At 65.7% G+C, this 16980-nt stretch carries 21 protein-coding genes; 2 read left to right on the forward strand and 19 right to left on the reverse strand.

Features of this window, described 5'->3' with window-relative positions:
* From AC3IFE_RS01820 to AC3IFE_RS01845, 6 genes are read right to left on the reverse strand one after another with little or no spacing between them, the layout of a single operon-like run.
* Window positions 1–1122, reverse strand: a complete 1122-nt coding sequence (locus AC3IFE_RS01820) for a hypothetical protein (protein ID WP_489189408.1) — start codon at window positions 1120–1122, stop codon at window positions 1–3.
* Window positions 1123–1124: 2 nt separating this feature from the next.
* Window positions 1125–1364 carry a DUF4224 domain-containing protein gene (locus AC3IFE_RS01825; protein ID WP_089500040.1) on the reverse strand — a complete coding sequence of 80 codons (240 nt, stop codon included), beginning with the start codon at window positions 1362–1364 and terminating at the stop codon, window positions 1125–1127.
* The gene (locus tag AC3IFE_RS01830) at window positions 1361–2059 is read right to left on the reverse strand and encodes a hypothetical protein (protein ID WP_489189409.1); all 699 of its coding nucleotides are present in this window, start codon (window positions 2057–2059) and stop codon (window positions 1361–1363) included. Before AC3IFE_RS01830 ends, AC3IFE_RS01825 begins: the two co-directional genes overlap by 4 nt.
* Window positions 2056–3078 carry a phage Gp37/Gp68 family protein gene (locus AC3IFE_RS01835; RefSeq protein ID WP_489189410.1) on the reverse strand — a complete coding sequence of 341 codons (1023 nt, stop codon included), beginning with the start codon at window positions 3076–3078 and terminating at the stop codon, window positions 2056–2058. The genes AC3IFE_RS01830 and AC3IFE_RS01835 overlap by 4 nt, the downstream gene beginning before the upstream one ends.
* Complete coding sequence (locus tag AC3IFE_RS01840) at window positions 3075–3311, reverse strand: hypothetical protein (protein ID WP_489189411.1); 237 nt, start codon at window positions 3309–3311, stop codon at window positions 3075–3077. Before AC3IFE_RS01840 ends, AC3IFE_RS01835 begins: the two co-directional genes overlap by 4 nt.
* A complete protein-coding gene (locus AC3IFE_RS01845; protein WP_489189412.1) occupies window positions 3308–3868 on the reverse strand; it encodes a hypothetical protein in 561 nt (186 codons plus the stop codon). The genes AC3IFE_RS01840 and AC3IFE_RS01845 overlap by 4 nt, the downstream gene beginning before the upstream one ends.
* A 36-nt stretch (window positions 3869–3904) precedes the next feature.
* Between AC3IFE_RS01845 and AC3IFE_RS01850 the strand changes: the two genes are divergently transcribed.
* Complete coding sequence (locus tag AC3IFE_RS01850; RefSeq protein ID WP_489189413.1) at window positions 3905–4114, forward strand: hypothetical protein; 210 nt, start codon at window positions 3905–3907, stop codon at window positions 4112–4114.
* Between the two features lie 8 nt (window positions 4115–4122).
* Window positions 4123–4683, forward strand: a complete 561-nt coding sequence (locus tag AC3IFE_RS01855; protein WP_489189414.1) for a hypothetical protein — start codon at window positions 4123–4125, stop codon at window positions 4681–4683.
* A gap of 53 nt (window positions 4684–4736) precedes the next feature.
* Here AC3IFE_RS01855 and AC3IFE_RS01860 read toward each other — a convergent pair whose 3' ends face one another.
* From AC3IFE_RS01860 to AC3IFE_RS01920, 13 genes are all read right to left on the reverse strand, one after another.
* Window positions 4737–6248: a hypothetical protein gene (locus AC3IFE_RS01860; RefSeq protein WP_489189415.1), complete on the reverse strand. Its 1512-nt coding sequence runs from the start codon at window positions 6246–6248 to the stop codon at window positions 4737–4739.
* Window positions 6249–6258: 10 nt separating this feature from the next.
* A complete protein-coding gene (locus tag AC3IFE_RS01865) occupies window positions 6259–6750 on the reverse strand; it encodes a hypothetical protein (RefSeq protein WP_489189416.1) in 492 nt (163 codons plus the stop codon).
* Window positions 6747–7796, reverse strand: a complete 1050-nt coding sequence (locus AC3IFE_RS01870; RefSeq protein WP_489189417.1) for a hypothetical protein — start codon at window positions 7794–7796, stop codon at window positions 6747–6749. Before AC3IFE_RS01870 ends, AC3IFE_RS01865 begins: the two co-directional genes overlap by 4 nt.
* Window positions 7797–8088: 292 nt before the next feature.
* Window positions 8089–9993, reverse strand: a complete 1905-nt coding sequence (locus tag AC3IFE_RS01875) for a DNA cytosine methyltransferase (protein WP_489189418.1) — start codon at window positions 9991–9993, stop codon at window positions 8089–8091.
* Window positions 9994–10094: 101 nt separating this feature from the next.
* Window positions 10095–10577, reverse strand: coding sequence for a hypothetical protein (locus tag AC3IFE_RS01880; protein WP_489189419.1), 483 nt, complete (start codon window positions 10575–10577; stop codon window positions 10095–10097).
* A 1-nt stretch (window position 10578) separates the two neighbouring features.
* Window positions 10579–10773 carry a hypothetical protein gene (locus AC3IFE_RS01885; RefSeq protein ID WP_489189420.1) on the reverse strand — a complete coding sequence of 65 codons (195 nt, stop codon included), beginning with the start codon at window positions 10771–10773 and terminating at the stop codon, window positions 10579–10581.
* Window positions 10770–11309, reverse strand: a complete 540-nt coding sequence (locus tag AC3IFE_RS01890; protein WP_489189421.1) for a zinc-finger-containing protein — start codon at window positions 11307–11309, stop codon at window positions 10770–10772. Before AC3IFE_RS01890 ends, AC3IFE_RS01885 begins: the two co-directional genes overlap by 4 nt.
* Window positions 11294–11860 carry a 1-pyrroline-5-carboxylate dehydrogenase gene (locus AC3IFE_RS01895; protein WP_489189422.1) on the reverse strand — a complete coding sequence of 189 codons (567 nt, stop codon included), beginning with the start codon at window positions 11858–11860 and terminating at the stop codon, window positions 11294–11296. Before AC3IFE_RS01895 ends, AC3IFE_RS01890 begins: the two co-directional genes overlap by 16 nt.
* A 53-nt stretch (window positions 11861–11913) precedes the next feature.
* The gene (locus AC3IFE_RS01900) at window positions 11914–13680 is read right to left on the reverse strand and encodes an AAA family ATPase (RefSeq protein WP_489189423.1); all 1767 of its coding nucleotides are present in this window, start codon (window positions 13678–13680) and stop codon (window positions 11914–11916) included.
* The gene (locus AC3IFE_RS01905) at window positions 13677–14561 is read right to left on the reverse strand and encodes a DNA translocase FtsK (protein ID WP_489189424.1); all 885 of its coding nucleotides are present in this window, start codon (window positions 14559–14561) and stop codon (window positions 13677–13679) included. Before AC3IFE_RS01905 ends, AC3IFE_RS01900 begins: the two co-directional genes overlap by 4 nt.
* 30 nt (window positions 14562–14591) lie before the next feature.
* The gene (locus AC3IFE_RS01910; RefSeq protein ID WP_489189425.1) at window positions 14592–15791 is read right to left on the reverse strand and encodes a hypothetical protein; all 1200 of its coding nucleotides are present in this window, start codon (window positions 15789–15791) and stop codon (window positions 14592–14594) included.
* An 11-nt stretch (window positions 15792–15802) separates the two neighbouring features.
* On the reverse strand, window positions 15803–16612 hold the full coding sequence (locus AC3IFE_RS01915) for a RecB family exonuclease (protein WP_212093623.1): 810 nt from the start codon (window positions 16610–16612) through the stop codon (window positions 15803–15805).
* A complete protein-coding gene (locus tag AC3IFE_RS01920) occupies window positions 16609–16908 on the reverse strand; it encodes a KTSC domain-containing protein (protein ID WP_489189426.1) in 300 nt (99 codons plus the stop codon). Before AC3IFE_RS01920 ends, AC3IFE_RS01915 begins: the two co-directional genes overlap by 4 nt.
* Window positions 16909–16980: the final 72 nt, after the last annotated feature.

The raw sequence follows: 16980 nt of genomic DNA on the forward strand, positions 1-16980 counted from the left end.
TCATCGAGTCGCGCGTACTTTTCTCTGGCGGCGCCGGTCATACGTTTTGCGTACCATTCGCTCGTCCGCATGCCCAGTCGCATCGATAATGCGATCGTCGCCTTCCTCCTGCCGGTCGGTCACTGCAGCCGGCCGCATGTCGCGCAGCGCGAACCGTTCGAACGGCACGCCGCGCGCCTGCGCTTCCTTCTCGCAGTAGCCCATCAGACGCGACCAGTTCGTGTTCCAGCCGCTGCGCGTATATACCTGACCGGCCGTGTTACCGAACACGTGAACGCTCGACGTGCGCTGCAGCGCGAGCGCCTCGTCGATCACTGCCTTCAGCTCTGGCGACCACAGCACGAGCTTCGCGCGCTGCTGCTCGCCGGCCTTGCGCTTTCCGATCGGGACCTCGACGCCTTCCGGCCGAATACTCTGGCGGTGCAGCTCGCGCATCTCGGTCGGCCGGCTGACGGTCAGGTAGGCAGCCTTCACGCATAGCGCGAGGATCAGGTACGCCGAACTCGGATGCTGGTCGCTGACGCTCCGGCGCGACCGCGCGACTTCCACTGCGAGATCGATCTCGTCCTGACGCACATACCGCTGGCGCGGGCGGGTCGGGTTGTACTCGATGCCGCGGCACGGGTTCGTTTCGAGCTCGCCGCGGCGCCGGCCGTATTCGAGGATCGCGGACAGGAGGGCGATTTCCTTGTTCGCCTTCGCCGGCGCGCCGAGCTGCGCACGTTTGTCGAGGTAGCCGTAGACGTGCTTCGGCTTGATGGCAGCCGGCGCCATCTTGCCGAAGACTTTGACGAGCCGCTTCGACTCGACGCGGTTCTCGTCCAGGGTGGACTGGGCCTTGCGGCGCTCGTCGGTGTGCGGCAATCCATCCTGCCATTCGAAATACCGCGCGACGAGCGCCTCGACCGTGCCCGGTTCGACCGCGTTTCCGTTGAGTGCCTCCGCACGCTCGATCGCCTGCTTGCGGATTTCGGCGAGCGCTTCCTTGTTGTGCGCGGGCGCCGCCAGGCGGAACGCCCAGCGGCCGTTCGGCAGCTTGTAGCCGAAACTGACCTTGTGTTTCCCGTAGTGGGCGTAGAGCCGGAAGGGCAACCCGTCCGGCCGCTTGCGTCGTCCGATCATGATTAGAGTGCGGCGAAGTTCGGTTCTTCTGAGGCGGCGGCGCGCTGCCGGCGCGCGGGTGATGGCGCTGCGGTGCCGTTCATGCGGGCGTCGTAATACTCGCGCGCGACGAGCGGCACGCCGGCGATGTTGACTGCGAACGGCCAGTGATTGCGCTCGAGCCAGCGCTTCATGCAGGCGTGGCTACGCGGCTTGCAGCCAACCAGCTCGGCCAGCTCCGGCGTGGTGAGGTAGATGCTCATCGTTCGATCCTTCGAAATTCGATGACCCAGACCCAAGGGTTCACGTCCCAGCCATAGCCGCGGGCGGCGTTCAGGCTGTCCCACAGGTCATGGAAGGCGCGGATGCTTGGCGGCCGGAAGGCCCCGGCACTGTGGTTGCGCATGTGGTGTTCGGCGATGGTCACGCCTTCGGCGCGCGCTTCGGACTCGCTGATGCTCTGGAGGCGCTCGGCGCGCACACCGGTGATCTCGAGCGTGATGCGCGACGCCCAGCGCGGCATGTGGATGGACGGTGTCCAGCCGCGCGATTCCTTGGCGTCGAGCGCCTGGAACGTGTTGAGATCGATGTCGACTTCGGCGCGGCCGTCGTCGGCCTGGTACGCGATGCCGGCATAACGGCGCGCCGGCCGGCCACCCTCGAACGTTTCGGTACCGATGCGGCGCACCTCATGCGTTTCGCGAACCCAGAGGCGATTGCCGACGTCGCCATGCGGGCAGACGTAGCAATCACCGGTGCGCGTGTGCCAGATCGCAGCCAACTCTGGCGCGGGTGTTCCGCCGGCATACGTCACGGATCCGCCGCCGGCCGTCGTCGGCTCCCAGACACCGAGCGGGTTGTTGTGCGGCAGTTTGATGATGCGGCGGGTTTGCGTCTTCCGGCCTTCGAGTATTGCGCGCACCATCGGGCCGCTGAACAGGATAGGGCGCTCTTTCATCGTGCCTCCGGGAATTCGTCATGGGTGCGGCCGTCGAGGTGGCGGCCAGCGGTCTTCGTGCCGACGCGATACACGGTCGGCTCGTCGTCGTAGCTCAGGCCGTCATGCTCGCCAGGCGTCATCGTGCTGAACGACCATTCGTCGCCGAACCAGTCGGCGACACGCTCGGTGCGCGTCGGCGGCCCGCCGCAGTTTTCGCCCGGCGCCCATTCGCCCCATTGCTTGAACAGGAACGGGACACCGGCAGCTGCGCATTGATCACGCAGATCCCGCGCCCATTCGGGGTGCATCGGCCGTGCGCCGGGGCCGCTTTCGCCGCCGACGATCACCCAGTCGACCGCGTTCTCTGGCGATATATGGCCGCCACATTTGTGCGCGCGGAAGCCGCGCAGCACGTCGTCGCAGTAGGACCAATCGCTACCGGGTGAAGACCGCATGACGCGTGTCAGATCCACCGGCCCGAGAAGCGGCTCCATGGATAGAAAGCGCACGCGCGCCGGCACCGCGAGCAGCTTCGGTATGTCGCGGTCGGCTTCTTCCTGGTTGACGACCGTCGCGCCGAGCCAGATGTTGTCGTGCAGTCGCGGTTTCGCGATGCGATCGAGATCGAATTGGTACTGAGCGGCTTCGCCGACCATCGACATGACGTTGCCGATACGCTTCGTCAGTAGGAGCCAGTCGAGATTCGGCGTGCGTTCGATCAACGTGAACAGGTCCGCGCGCCACGCCGGATCGACCGCGTTATCGAACACGTCGGCGAGCGACGCGCAGAACACGCGCTGACGCCGACCGTACGCAGCGAAGAACTGGTCGTGCCGCGCATTCCAGCGAATCGGCTCGCGCCACGTCGCGGCCGACGTGCGGACACGTTCGCCGTGCGGCCCCCAAACGACCTTGTGCAGCCGCGTGTCCATCATGTGTTCGGCGTAGCAGTGGTCGCAGCCAGGCGATACCTTCGTGCAGCCGATGAACGGATTGAACGTGTGGTCCGTCCATTCAATCTTGCTGTTCTCGCTCATAGGTCGATGTCCACGTATTTGGTGACGAAGCGCGCGTCTTCGCTGTGGTGACGGCGGTAGATGATGCGGATGCCTCCACCAAGGTCGAGCGGGCGCCCGCGGCCGTTGTCGTCGTTCAGCTCGGCTTGGTGGTCAAAGCAGGCCGAGCGCAGTGTGTCGGCGAGGGAGACGGGATCGACCAACAGTCGAAGCAGGAAGTCGTGGTTGATCTCGATGATGGTTCGGGTGCTCATGCCGCAAGGTCCTCGCCTTTGACGTCCATGGGTTGCTGAAAGACGCGGCCGCGTTCGCCGGCGGGGATCGTTACCAGACCCGCTGCGGCGAGGAACGGATTGCGCTTCATGGCGCTGCGTGCCGCGCGAGCAGCTTCGGTTTTGATAGCGGCCGGGCACGGCACATCGGGCCCGGTGCCGACAGCCCAAACCGCACGCCACTGAGCGCGGCCGACCGGAGGAATCCAGTCGACGATATGCACTTCGGTGCGGTGAATCGTCAGCAGCTCGCTGACGCGCTGCTGCGACACGCCGCAGCGCGTCACCAGCTCGCGAACGGTCAGGCGCTCCCGCTCGAGGATCGCGCGCATCCTGTCCCACGCCGGCGTCGCACGCGACCTGTAATCGCGCTGCGCCCGCTTGAGCTTGAGCACCCTGGTAGCAAACGTCTGGACTGACTTACGCGAATGACGCGGAAACGCTGCGTACAGAGCCCTTGACGGGATGGGGGACGGATAGAGGCGGGCGAGCAGGCGCGCCTCGGCGGTCGTCCACAGGTTGTGTGTCGACGTCGACATGCTACGATTCCTCCGGATTTTTCCAGCGAGCACCAGATGAAGGCGGTTTTCCTGATGCGTGGGTACGAGATGAACTGCACGCCACGTCCGACCGACGACGGCAAGTTTGCCGCGCAGGTTGAAGTGACGAAGGTGGGATTCAGCCGCGAGGCGGCATTCCGCTCACTCGGTGAATTTGGCACCGAGGCCGAAGCCATCGCGTACGGGAAGAATTTTTCGGTCGAGTGGCTGAGCCGGTACGGATGATTGACATCATGAGCATTCGAGACTCACTTCTCCCCGAATTCCCCGACAGATTACGTCAGTCGTTTGGCGTGTCGACGGCGGTTCATTTGTTTCACAAGGCAGCGAGAGAAGTCGTTGCCTTCAACGAATGTGACGACTATGTTCGCAGTGCGGATCACGCCTTCAATGCCTGTCTGTCAATCTGGCATCTTGTCGATTGGACGTTCAAAAATGCGAATGAAGATGACAAGGGGCGCCTCACAGGCCAACTCGGGATGGAAATTGTCAAGCAATCCGATTTGGCTATTGCCGTGCAAAAGGCATGCTACGCGAATCGGATTTGCAGGGTGATGGCCACTGCGAGTAAGCACGTACAAGTAGACAAATTTCCAGACGAAACGATCCAGACGTACGTTAACTTGTACGAACACGTGATCGATGGGGACGAGAGGTATTTGTTCCGATGGGCCGTTTCGTTCGAGGGTGACGTGATCGAAGCGAGCAAGATGCTTGCGGATGCAATTTCTTTTTGGGAACGACTGTTTCGTGAAATCGGTTGGATCGAAGGTGTGCTTGATCCGACACGGTAGAAAGCTTCAACGCGGACGATTTTGAGAGGCCGCTCGTCTCGTTTACCGGCCATTTACTGGTGGCTTTCTCCCCCGCATACCTTGTCGTCCTCCATCACCTCGGCGCGCGGCTCCGGCAGCTTCAGTTCGCCGCGCTGGATCTCGATGGCGTTGTCGAGCGCATTGACGTGCTCGGTCGTGAGCGTCTGCGCACGGTCGGCTTCGATCACTGCACGCGCGGCCGCGATGACGCCTGTCGATGCGCTGGTCTCCGGCTGACTCCGATGGGCCGCGATCGACTTGTGCAGCTCATTGATCCAGCGTTCCGAATCGCTCGTGCGCGCAAGCATGTACAGCGCAAACGCGCGCTCGGTCGTCAGCCCCTCCCGAGCGTCTGCCTGCGCGGGAGCGTTCCGGATCGCCTTTTCGACACCAGCCGATCCCGCTTCACGCCATGCGTCGCCGATCTCGTCACGCGTCACAATGTGGGCCTGCGCGGGAGGCTGCGGGGCGGCGTAGAGCTTCGTGCCTATCTCGGGCATCTTCCCAGTGCACCAGGAAACCTCCTTCAGGTCCGGGCCGAACGTGACGATCTCGCCAACCGATTCCGCCGCCTGCGCGGGGGCGGCCCACGATCCGCATTGCTCGATCGCGTTGAGCGCGCAGTCGCGCAGCTCGTCCAGCGTCGCGACAATCGCATCCGGCTCACCTTCAGGGCTGTTGCGGTCAGGGATTTCGCACACGTTCGTCAGGAACGTTTCGAACCAGTGCGGCAGCGCGATCGCCCCTTCCGCCCCCGTCTCGTTGGCTGATGCAGCGCGCAAGAAGAACTCGACCAGGATGGCGTTTTTGTCGTCACCCGCCCGCGCGTTGAACTGCTCCTGATGGGATTGGATGTAGTCCCATGCAGGCTGGAGCGTATTGACGAGAGCATCGAAAACCCATTTCGGCACCGTCTCGTTGGCAGAGGAGGCGCGGGCCGCAAGAACCTTGCGTGCAGCCTCGCGCGCAGCGACGCGACGAGAAGCGGCCATCGTTCGCTCGAAAGCATCGATTTCGTCGGGGTCTTCAACATTCGTCACGATGCGCCACGTTTCCTCTGCGTCGAGGTATTCGCGGAGCGCTGCCGTTGCACCAGCGACTTCGAGCGCCGACCGCTCGCGCGCCGGCGCGGTAGGAGCAAACGCACGCGCCTCACGCTCGACCAGTTCAAGATCGACGTGAGCGATCCCGTGCAAGTGGTGCTGCATGGTCGGCGCTGCTGCGGGCTGCGCGACGCGGAAGCCGCCGAACGGGTGCGCGATGAACTCGGTCAGGATGAAACGGTCGTCGGCGTTCGGCTCGCGCGAATCGTTGTTCTCGCCGACGATCTCGAACGTCTCGATCGCGGCGAGTGCGGTTTGCGCCATGAAAGGTGCGGCCTGTTCGGCAGGGCACGCGGTGATGATCAGGTCGTCGGAGAATCGCGCGAACGAATCTGCGTCCCGAAACAGCAGGCCGGAGAAGTAGGATCCAGCGTATTTGCGCGCGGTCGCTTCGATCGATTCACGCGTCAGCGCATCAGTGCGTTTCTTATCGATGGTCATGGTCGAATCCTTACGCGGTTGCCGCCACGGGCGTGAAGAGGGGAAGCCATTCATCGAGCAGGGTCACCGCGTATGCGCCGCGGCCGGGCTTCGATTCGACGTGCAGGCAATCAACGACCCCGAGCGCGGCAGTTTCGGCGTCGGGGCGTACAGTGCGCCAATGCAGGTGCTTCACCGGTTTTCCGTCGAGGTACGCGACACGCCCGTCCCAATCCGAGAGTGCCGCTTCACATGCCTTCAGGAACGCCGCGCGATCATGGTGTCCACGCGCCCAACACTGGATCTGGCAGCTGTCGTCGGCTGCATAGTCGATTTCGATAGCGGTCGAAGCGACGTCACGGCTCACTTTCGAACTCGTCCCATTGCCGCCGGGGGAGCGCGCGTCGACAATGCCTTCGGCGGTCGGGACAACCTCCGTGAAAGGGCTGTCCATTCCCGACCGCTGTTGCGCCGCCCCGCTCGCCTGTTCGGGAGCGGGGCCCTTTCCGTTGTGGATGGTCATCTTTCGTCTCCAGATTCAAGCGCGCCCGTGTCGCGCCATGCATACGGTGCGCGCGGCTCCGAAGGGCCGGGTAGCGGCGAGTTCTTAGGTTTCGCCGCCTGCTTCGCGCGGATCTGTTCGACCATCGTCCAGACACGGTCGAGTTCAGTCTCGCCGGCCGCGTGCATGTCGAGTTCGTTCGCCAGGCACAGCGCGGCGAGCGTGACCATGACGCCGCCGACCTCCTGCGTCGTCTCGCCGGCGGGCCGCGACCAGGTGTAATCGACCAACGCGTGCGCTTCCGCGCGCGTCATGCCGCACGCCTGTACGAGCTCGCCGGCCTCCTCGAAGAACCGGTGATTGCGCTCGAGCTTGTCCGCCGAGATCTTGGCGCCGAAGCACGCCAGCATCCATGGCTGCACGCGCTGCTGGAACGGTGCCTGCGCGGGAGGCTGCGGCGCAGAGGCGAGCATGGCTGCGTAGCAGAGCCGGGCTTTGTGCGCGGCTTGCTGGCAGCCAGTCATCTTTTCGAATGCATCCCATACCTCGGGATCGCTGAAGAACTCATCGGGCCACGATTCGAAACCATTCACAACCATGCTCTCGGTCGGCTCGATTGGCATGAGCCTCCATCCGGCCGGGATCGCCACCAGTTCAGCCGCATGCGCAGGGACGGCGGCGCGGTTCCGCCGACAGGAGCCGTCCGTGCGCTGCTCGCACGGGCCCACGCCACTGCACATGCACGGCGCCGGCACACCGGCGAGCCGCGCGCGCAGCCACGTCGAGATGTCTTCGCCCTGCTGGCATCCGAATTCGCTGCATATCCCATGCAACAGGTTCAGGTTCACTCGCACCGCGTTGTAGACCCAACGCGCGATCGGGCGCAGCGGATCGCCGTCCTGCTGCGGTTCGATGGCGTCGAGCAGGTCGCGCACGATCTTGACGCTCGCCGAACTGTCGTTCGTGAGTTCGTCGATGTTGTCGCCGCCATGCTCCGCGTCGTAGTGGTGGCGGATGAACTCGCGCAGCTGGTCGACGGTATAGCCGCCATAGGTGTTGGTGGTCATGGTGTGAGCCTCGATGGTCATGCGAATAGGTCGCCCTGTTTTTTGCCGCTCGACTCCGCGAGGTGCGTAGGGCAGAAGTGGGTATCGGCACCGACCTGATGCGCATGCGCCGCGCACAGGTGCCGATCGCATGTCTTCCCCGGCTTCGTGTGGAAATCGCAGAGGAAGTCGCTCGGCGCGTCGCAGCCGTCGACCGAGCAGCGACGCTCGCGCTTACGACCTCGCGTGCAGATGATTGCGGACATGCCGCTGGGAAGGCGAAACGGGGTGCAAGGCATCAGGTGCCTCCGTTTTAGAAGGTCTGCGGCGCGACGGTCAGCGCGATCGCGATCGGTCGCACCCAGACTGGCGTCGACGACAGCTGGAACGTCTCGCCGGATTCGGCGAGCAGCAGCGTGGTGCCCATCGCCTCGGCGATCGCCTGCGCGGCATCAGGCGGCACGGCGTTGCCGATGCGCTCGCGCCACGCCTGATCGGACAGGCCATCGAGTTCGAGGTATTCCTCGGGCTCGACGAGTGACTGGAGCACCGCGAGCTCGAGCGTGGTGAACGGCCGGTGCCAGGTGCCGTCGAGCGCGCGGATCACAGCGACGGTCTTTTCGTTCGCCGCGGGCATGCGCGGATCGGCGACGGACCATCGGCCGTTGTCGTGGCCGGCGGCGGCCGACACCGCGCCGCTGTGTTGGTCCCAACCGACGACGCCGTAGTGGCCGCCGGTCAGGTACGCGTCGCCGCGCTCGCGGCGCATGCCCGGGCGTGGGTCGGCTACGGCGAACGCGCCTTGACCGCTGTCGCTGCGTGCGATGACCGTGCCGGCTGGCTCGTCGAAGCCGGTCACGCGGTACTTTCCGGCGCCTTCGAAACCAGTGCTCGCGCGCGGATCGGCGACACCGCCGCCGCCCGATGCCTTGAACTCGCCCGTCACAGTTCCGGAATGGTCGTCCCACGACACGATCCGATACGCGTTCTTGTGATACTCGGTGGTGGGACGCGGATCCTGCACGCATTGACCAGTGCCGTGCGCGCTGGTGACCGCGCCCGCGGCATCGCGCCAAGGAACGATCCGGAATTCGTTGTTGTGCTTGGCCGGGCCTTGGTGGCGCGGGTCTGCGACGCTGAAGGTGCCTTGCCCGGGCGACTTCTGGCCGGTGATCGTGCCGGCGTGATCGTTCCAGTCGAGTACGCCGTACTGTTGGTATTGCGCGGCGTCGGCCGGCCCACGCGGGTCGGCCACGCTGAACGCACCATTCGTCGGAAGCGACTCGCCGGCGACGGTACCGGCCGGCTCGTGCCAGTCAACGACCCCAAGGTGGCCGCCGCGGCGTTCGGGCACGATCAGGTAGTCACGCAGATGGCCGTTCTCGACCGCGAGCTTGTTCAGGCTGCGCCAGTCGCTGCCCGCTTCGACGAATGCGAGCCGTACCCACGTTTTCCACTGCAGCGACGGCACTCGGTGCATCGGGCCGGCGGCCTCGATGTCACCCGGCAGCGGCATGCGGCCGAGCAGCGTGCCGACGCCCTGCAGGCGCTTGACCGGCGGCTCGTACAAGCACGCCGGCACCTTTTCCATGTGCCGCGCGACGAGCAGGAAGCGCTTGCGGCTCTGCGCGAGGCCGGCGATCACGCCGCAATCGTGCGTCGTTTCGTTCACCGCATAACCGTAGTGCCGCAGGATCTGGCCGATCTGATCGAGCAGGTGCCGCCCCCGCGTCGCAAGCCGCGGCACGTTCTCGAACACGATCAGCTCGACCGGGTCGTCCTTCCACGCTTCGCACATCAGCCACACGCAGCGCAGCGTCAGTTCGTTGAGCGCCTGATACTTGGGCGTGCGGCTGAGCGTCTCCGACAGCAGGCCGGACGCACCCTTGCACGGCGACGAGATGAACACGCAATGCGGATGCTGGTAGCCGGCAGCGCGGCGCACGTCTTCGGGCGTGGCCTCGCGCCAACTGGGGGGCGGCTCGGCGCCGTGGAACGCTGTGTACTGTTCCCGCGTGAAAAGGTCCATGACCGTGCACGACGTGCCGACCAGCATCTCGAAGTCGCGCGCGGCCGCCGGATCGTTGTCGATGCCGCCGATGCAGTGCCACGTCGCGGTCATGTTGCCGACGCGGGAAGTGGCTTTGGTGAAGCCCTTGGCGCCGCCGCCGAGGCCGCAGCAGAAGCCGAAGCTGTTGTATACGCGCTGATTGTCCATAGGTGCCACAGGGAGAATCGGAAAAAAGAAGGGCGCCGAAATTCGGCGCCCCTTCAAGGCCGCGCAGTCCGAGGTAAGCCGCGCGGGGATGCTCTGTCGTTTCAGCGAGGCATTCGCTGCGGCTCGGCGCTGCCGCGAGCGGCACGCTTCCACCATTGGTCGTCCGAGCCGGGCTTGTGGGCGGTGTACACGCGGCCCAACTGGCCCTTGTCGCGCAGAAAACCCCATTCCTTCGTACGGCGCGCGCGGTGCGCGAAGATCGTCCAGCACTCGTGCACGCCGTGGTCGCGCGGCAGGATCACGCGATGGAAAGAGTCGCCGATCAGTGCGTTGAACCAGCGCACGATCTTCGTGCCGGCACGCGTCTGTTCGTAGTACCAGCCGGCGAGGATCAGCGAGACGGCCCACGGCCACGGGTGATCGTGCAGGCCGCGATCGGGATCGCTGTCGACGAAGCGGTGCAGGTAGACGCGTACGCCGAAGAGCGTGACCAGGTAGTAGCGCTCGAGATAGGGCCGTCCGGCGTCGCTGATGATTCGGCACGGCAGGCGGCCGCTGATGAAGAACAGGAAGGTGCGCAACATGTCAGGTCTCCAGCGCGTTCGGCAGCGTCGCGTCGAGGCGCCGAATCAGCTTCACGATGTCCTCGGGGATGCGCATCGCATGGCTGCCGTGCATTGCGGCGAACGCCGGCCGCAGAAGGTTGCGTTGGTCGTCGCTCAGCTCGGCGAGTTCGAGGCGCGCGAGCGCGCGCCAGAGCGGGTCTTGCGTATCGGTCATCGGGAGTACTCCTGTTGAATGACGGCCACGACGTGATCGCATGTCGCGACGTCGAACCAGCCGATGTGACATTCCTCGTGATTCGCGATGCCGAGCTGCCGAGCCAGCCAGATATATGCGTCGGTGCGCGTCATGCGGCCGGACTCCCAGATCGGATTGAACGCAGCTTTCGCGCGTTTCCGTGCGTCACGAGTCGGCCCGTCGGCCAGCGTGCCGAGTGGAATCTTGGTGAAGGGGTGCAGGCCGACATACGCCCGGCAGGAACGACACAGGAACGCCCACGGCCACTCGCCATACTCGCGTCCGTAGATCGCCGAGTTGTTCACGATCTCGACAGGGCCGCCGTCGTATGGGCATTTCGTCGGAGCCGGCAGAGGGTTTTTAACCCGGGCGGTCGCACGCCGTGACGGATTCCACGGTGTTTTCGTCGTTTGCATGATCAGATAGAAAAAGCGGGCGCTGTGCGAGCCGCCCGAATGCGCCGCGCAATCCGAGGCATGGAAGGCGCGCGGCGGTGCTGCTATCGGGGCATCCACTGCGTTCCGCGCACGATCCGGCCGACCGGCTCGAGCACGAGCACCTCGGATTCCTTCTCGCTGCGCACGAGCGCGCTGCCGCGCCGCTGGGCTTTCTCGAGCGACGCGTGACGCCCGGGCTTGCAATACCTCCCAACCGTCACGAACAACGGCGCACGCGCGCCGACCGGTCCGAGCGTCAGCTCGTCGATGCGCGCTTCGAGTGCTGCGGCGTTCGCGCGCCAGGTGTCGGCCTTCAGTTGCGCGGCGTCGCGCTCGGCCGTGAGGCGCTCAACGGTGGCGCGGAGGCATTCGATGATCTGCGCGGCGTCGATGACGCGAGCATTCGGGTCCACCGAGTCGTCGACCAGGCCGACCGAAGCCAGCGCCAGAGCGGCATCGGACGGCGGCGTGTCGCCGGCCGGTGTGGCTGGCCGCGCTACGCGCGCGAGCCAGTACACGTACTCGTTGCCACCGCCCGCGCGCTTCTCACGCTCGACGATCGCCTCGCCGAGCATTCGGTTCAGCTCCTTCGTCACGTCGAGATGCGGTAGCCCGGTTCCGGTCGCCACGGCCTTCGCCGTTGCTTCCGATGTCGCGGCGAGATACTTCTCGATGTCCTCTCTCACGCTGCCTCCCTGATTGCATGCTGCGCGGCCGGCGCGACCTGACCGCCCTCGACCCAGAATGCTTCGATGGCTTCGGGCAGACCGCCGGGCGGCGTTTTCAGGCTCATGAACACGAGCGCCGTGTCGATCTGATTGGCGTATGCGAGGTCGTCGAGCCAGTAGAGCAGCCGGTCGCGCTCCGGGCCGACCAGGACGTCGGCGCGATCGAGCACAAGCAGCTTCAGGCCCGAGAAGTGGCTGATCGCCGCGGCGATGTGCGTGTCGACGCGCCAGCGCTCGGATTCGGACAGCAGGGTGTAGGCGCGCCCGTCGGCGAAGATCTCCATCTCTGGCGTGATCGTCACGTCGGCCCATTCGGACATCTCGGCGAGTGCGACGAGGCGCTCGTTCATGGGCGTCAGCGCTTCGCTGAGCAGGTCGGCCGGGATGCCGTTCGGTGCGAGCGCGTCGGAGATCGCCTCGTAGGCGGCAACGTCTTCGTGAAGCGCCGCAGCCTGCTTCGCCAGATCGGCGGCTCCGGCGGCGCGCCGTTCGATTTCGTGAAGCGTCGCGATGTCGGTGTCGAGCTGCTTTCGGCGGCGCTGAAGGTCGGCCAGTTCGGAGCGCGCGGCGTCGCCGCTCTCGCGTGCGTCGGCCGCGCCGCTTTCCTCCGCGTCGTCTTCGAGTGCGCGCAACTGCGTCGCTGCCGATTCAGCCGCTTCGACGTCCCGTTTGCGGTTCGCGGCTGCGTTCTGCAGCGTCTTCAAACCCTGCTCGTACTCGGGCAGCTTCGCGGCTGCGTCTGCGTCGCGCGCACCGACCGCGGCCGCCGCGGACAGAACGCCGTTGAGGTAGCGCAGGAGCGCGCCGCACTCGGGGCACGCGCATTCGGTGCCGGCCGGCGCCGCGCCGGCGAGCACGCGAAGCGCTTCGACCTTGGGCAGAAATTCGGCGACCTGCTCGTCGGCGAGCTGCGCGAGCTCGACCGCCTTCGCGTAACCGGCGGCGCGCGTGCGCAGGTCGGCGATTCGCGACGCGCGTGCACGTGCCGCGGTGTCCGCCGCGTCGGCCGCGCCGATCTGCTGCTGCAGCTCGCCGATGCGGTCGTCGAGCGCCGCGCGATCGCCCGTGAGCTTCCGCAACGCTGCTTCGTCGAACTCGACCGGTGTCGGGCGCCAGGTGGCTGCCTTCTGGCTGCCGTACGTCTCGCCGGTCGCAGTGCGCCACGACTGCTTCGCGCCGCGCGCGCGGTCGGCGGCTTCTTTCTGCGCCGCTTCAAAGCCGGCGCGCAACATCGGCGTGATGCCCGCGAGCCGCGCGGCGGCCGGTGCAGGCACCGCATCGGCGCGGAACCCGAGCTTGCCCAGCAGCCGCGCACGCATTTCGTCTACGCCGATCTTCACGCCCATCAGGTCGTACAGGAACGCCCGGCGCTCGGCCGCGCCGAGGTGCGCGAACCGCTGGGCGTCGAGCACCAGTGGCAGGCGCGGATCCTCGGCGAGTTCGCGCTTGAGCTTGCCGGACGGCAGCATGACGCTGTTCGCCTGCTCGCCGCATGCGACCACGATCTGGCCGCCGTCGGCCCCCTCGGTAACGAGCGAGCCGTACTCCTTCTTCAGCGCGACGCGCACGGTGTCGCCAGTGAGCGCCATGCGCACGGCTTCCTGCAGGCTACTCTTGCCGGCGCCGTTCGGGCCAGTGAAGAGGGCGACGGGTTTCGCGAGCCGGAGGTCCGCAGTGCGGATCCCGAGAACGTTCGCCACGTAGATGTCGGTGATTTTCACGATTCCTCTCCCTGCGTTCCGCGCGGGCGCAGCACTGTGCGGCTGCCGTCCGAATCCATCGCGCTGACGATGCCCTTCGCTTCGAGCAGCTCGACCAGCCGCGCGGCGCGGTTGTAGCCGATCTTGAACTGGCGCTGCACGCTCGAAATCGTCACTTTCTGCTGCTCGATCACGAACGCTTCGACTTGGGCGTACAGCGGGTCCTCGTTGCCGGAGGCGGCTTGTTCCTCATGCCACTCCTTCCAGCCCTTCACCCATGCGATGCACAGCTCGCCGGCCATCACGGGGCATTCGCTTTCGGGCTTGCCTTCGGCTGCCGCCTGCCGGCCGGCCTGATGCTGTTCGTCGATCTGCGCTTGCGTCGGGCCGTCGCCGAGCTTCGGCACCTCGCGGAACTCGGCGTCGACGACGTCGTCGCCGTCGGGGCGCTGGCCGTCCATGCCGTCGCCGTCCTGATCGGTGTACTCGCGGCCGAGGTCCAACCCACGCTGATCGGATTCGCCGCGGATCTCGTCCATGCCGCCGGTGTGCTCGTCGGGGTTTGCGACAACGACCAGGACGGCTTTGCCGCTCGCTTCGTAGAGCTCGTGCAGGTTCGGCTGAGAGCTGCCGAATTTCACGACCGCCTTGACGCCATCCTTGATCGTGATCTGGTCGAGGTCACCCTGCACGACGATGCGGCCGTTGCTCGCGATGAGGTGCGTCGCCATCTTCACGTTGTGCTCGACGCGTGCGCTCAGCCGGTCGATGACGTCGTTTTGTTTCTTCTCGGACAGCTTCACCCAGACGTCGGGCATCAGCTTCATTTCGGTCACCAGCGCGGAAAGCAGGTCTTTGCCGATGCTGTCGGCGGTCATCTGGAGGACGTTCTTGTCGGTCATGTCGAAATCCTTGGCGGCGGGAGGCGCGCGTTAGTCGGCGTTGATCGGATTGCGCGGGCGGCGGCCGGCCGGCGCGGTTGTCTGAGCGGTTGCCTTGCCGGCGGCCGCCTGTTCGGCTGCTGCCGTGATGGCGCGCATGCGCGCGGAGGCGAGGGCATTCAGTTCGGCCTTGGCGGTTTCATCGGGCACACCGCTGATCGCGCTCCGGGCGAGGTCGAGGTCTTCGGGAGATTTCGCGCTTTCGATGTCCTCGCGGATGCCGCGCACGAGTCCGGCGACATCGAAGTCGAAGCCGCCTTGGCCGCCGTCATCGTCATCGCTCGGTTCACCCTGGTCGTCGACGGGGTCCGCGTGCGCGTCCGACGGCGGCGCGGCGTTTTCGCGCGATTCGGTGGCGGGACCGGTTTGCACCGGCGTGGCGCGCGAGACTTCCTCGGCCGGCTGCGCGCGGCCGGCGCGCAGCTCGTCGAGCGTCGAGCGGTTGACCGAGTAACTGCCGTCTTCGTGTACGTCGACGATGTCCGCCACTTCCTCGACGCTCGTCAGGCCCATCAGCAGCTCGGGCGCGTACAGCTTCCCGAAGAACGACGCGGTGCGATAGCGCAGCATGACCTCGTCCATCGTCTGCCACTTGCTGCCGTTCTTCGTGTACCAGCCTTCCTTGACGGCCATCTCGATCGACACGGCGGGCGATTCAATCCGCTCGCCGGTTTCTTTCTCGATGGCCCACGCGACACAGACCTTGTCGACGATGGGCACGCGCTTCGTGACCGTGCTGCGGTTGCCGTTCTCCCAGACCGTTTCGACGCGTTCGACTGTCTTGTCGCCGAGCACCTTGATGTCGAAGCGCAGGGGCGAGAAGCGACCGCAGCCGTTCACCGCAGCGATGATCCACTGCGACGACCAGGACGGCCGGCCCTCGACGATGTATAGGTTCTGCATCACCATCAGCGGATCGGCGCCCATGCGCTGCGCCATATTCAGCGCAACGACGGCGTTCGCGAGCGCGTTCGGGTTCTCACGCGATTCCTTCACGTTGCCGTACTTGTCGAGCTTCTCGATGACCTTGCGATACGCGGCAGGCACGAGCGTCGACGACGCGAGAAGGTTCGCCGCGCGCTGCATCAGCTCGAATGACTGCAGCGAGCCGAAACCGGGGGCCACGGCGGGCATGTTGGCCTCGCGCGGCAGCGGCGAGCGGACGGATTCGAGAGTGGTGGGCGTGGACATGGATACCTCGGTTATTCGTGGAATTGGCAGGTGCCGTAGCGCGGGCAGTACTTCTTGTCGCACAACAGCGATTTCGGGTTGGGGAAGAAGCGACCAGAGCGGAACATGTCGGCGGCGAACTGGATCAGCCCCGGCGTTTCCTCGGTGCCGAGCATCACGCGCTTGGCGTTCTTGACCGGGGCGGTCGCGACCTCGGGCGTACCCTTCGTTTTCAGGCCGATGATCTCGGCGGTGTCGCCGATCTGCTCGCCGGTCGTGTGCTCGTACAACAGCTCGTATGTCCCGATCTGCGGGCCGTGGCCCTTCGTGACAGCGACGCCCTGCGCGACGGCCTTCGATCCGCTCTTCAGGTCGGCGATGCCCGGGCCGAGCGCCGTGCGACGGACACGTGCGCGGTCCATCGTGCCGGTGAGGCGGACCACGATCCCACCGCCGCAGTCGATGTCGAGCGGCTTCGTTTCCATCTCGACCGCGACGAAGTCGTACCGCGGCGTGATCTCGAGGCAGTACTTCGTCGTGAGCGAGATCCCGATGCGCTCCGCTTCCTTCAGACTGAGATCGTCGCTCGCCGGGTTGTACTCGTTCGATGGGTCGTGCAGCTTGTCGACGAACGCACCGGCTGCGTCGTCGACGGTCAAGCCGGAGCCGTCAAGCACGCTCTGGTCATAGGCCGCCGTGCCTGCGTGGATCGCGGTACCGAGCGCGGCGCGCAGGCCCACCACGTTTCGCATCTTCAGGAGGTGGATCGCCTCCCACCGGTAGGCACACTCGAACAGTGCGCCCCAGCTCGACGCTCGCACGGTATAGACCGAGGGAGTCACGCCGCACCTGCTGTTTCGGCGTCGACCTCCGCGGCCGGTGCCGGCATCTTCTCGACGCACACGTACGGGAAGCGATCGGGGAACGGCTTGATGTGCTTGTAGAAGTGCGAGCCGAGCGAGTCGGCGGTCTTGAGCGCATCGAAGTTCGCCTGCGTGAACCCGGTGTAGTGATACAGCGACGTCGGCGCGGCGGTCTTGCGATCCTTGAACCGGACCGCGAGCGTTTCGGATTCAGCGTCGTAGCCGATGCTATGGATCTGCGACGACTCGACGGGTTGGGTGTCGATGGTTTTCATGTCTTGGAACTCCAGATAGAACGACGAGAGACGCGCACCGGACGGCGCGGCAAGTGGTGGACAACGTGGCGT

The sequence above is a fragment of the Burkholderia sp. APQ4-4ca genome, from assembly GCF_057837105.1.

Bases quoted from the DNA above. Each gene is read 5' to 3' on its own strand.
- AC3IFE_RS01850 (WP_489189413.1), top strand. From the start codon at position 3,905: ATGAAGGCGGTTTTCCTGATGCGTGGGTACGAGATGAACTGCACGCCA.
- AC3IFE_RS01910 (WP_489189425.1), bottom strand. From the start codon at position 15,791: ATGTCCACGCCCACCACTCTCGAATCCGTCCGCTCGCCGCTGCCGCGC.
- AC3IFE_RS01880 (WP_489189419.1), bottom strand. From the start codon at position 10,577: ATGTTGCGCACCTTCCTGTTCTTCATCAGCGGCCGCCTGCCGTGCCGA.
- AC3IFE_RS01855 (WP_489189414.1), top strand. From the start codon at position 4,123: ATGAGCATTCGAGACTCACTTCTCCCCGAATTCCCCGACAGATTACGT.
- AC3IFE_RS01870 (WP_489189417.1), bottom strand. From the start codon at position 7,796: ATGACCACCAACACCTATGGCGGCTATACCGTCGACCAGCTGCGCGAG.
- AC3IFE_RS01860 (WP_489189415.1), bottom strand. From the start codon at position 6,248: ATGACCATCGATAAGAAACGCACTGATGCGCTGACGCGTGAATCGATC.
- AC3IFE_RS01820 (WP_489189408.1), bottom strand. From the start codon at position 1,122: ATGATCGGACGACGCAAGCGGCCGGACGGGTTGCCCTTCCGGCTCTAC.
- AC3IFE_RS01825 (WP_089500040.1), bottom strand. From the start codon at position 1,364: ATGAGCATCTACCTCACCACGCCGGAGCTGGCCGAGCTGGTTGGCTGC.
- AC3IFE_RS01875 (WP_489189418.1), bottom strand. From the start codon at position 9,993: ATGGACAATCAGCGCGTATACAACAGCTTCGGCTTCTGCTGCGGCCTC.
- AC3IFE_RS01885 (WP_489189420.1), bottom strand. From the start codon at position 10,773: ATGACCGATACGCAAGACCCGCTCTGGCGCGCGCTCGCGCGCCTCGAA.
- AC3IFE_RS01835 (WP_489189410.1), bottom strand. From the start codon at position 3,078: ATGAGCGAGAACAGCAAGATTGAATGGACGGACCACACGTTCAATCCG.
- AC3IFE_RS01845 (WP_489189412.1), bottom strand. From the start codon at position 3,868: ATGTCGACGTCGACACACAACCTGTGGACGACCGCCGAGGCGCGCCTG.
- AC3IFE_RS01840 (WP_489189411.1), bottom strand. From the start codon at position 3,311: ATGAGCACCCGAACCATCATCGAGATCAACCACGACTTCCTGCTTCGA.
- AC3IFE_RS01920 (WP_489189426.1), bottom strand. From the start codon at position 16,908: ATGAAAACCATCGACACCCAACCCGTCGAGTCGTCGCAGATCCATAGC.
- AC3IFE_RS01905 (WP_489189424.1), bottom strand. From the start codon at position 14,561: ATGACCGACAAGAACGTCCTCCAGATGACCGCCGACAGCATCGGCAAA.
- AC3IFE_RS01830 (WP_489189409.1), bottom strand. From the start codon at position 2,059: ATGAAAGAGCGCCCTATCCTGTTCAGCGGCCCGATGGTGCGCGCAATA.
- AC3IFE_RS01865 (WP_489189416.1), bottom strand. From the start codon at position 6,750: ATGACCATCCACAACGGAAAGGGCCCCGCTCCCGAACAGGCGAGCGGG.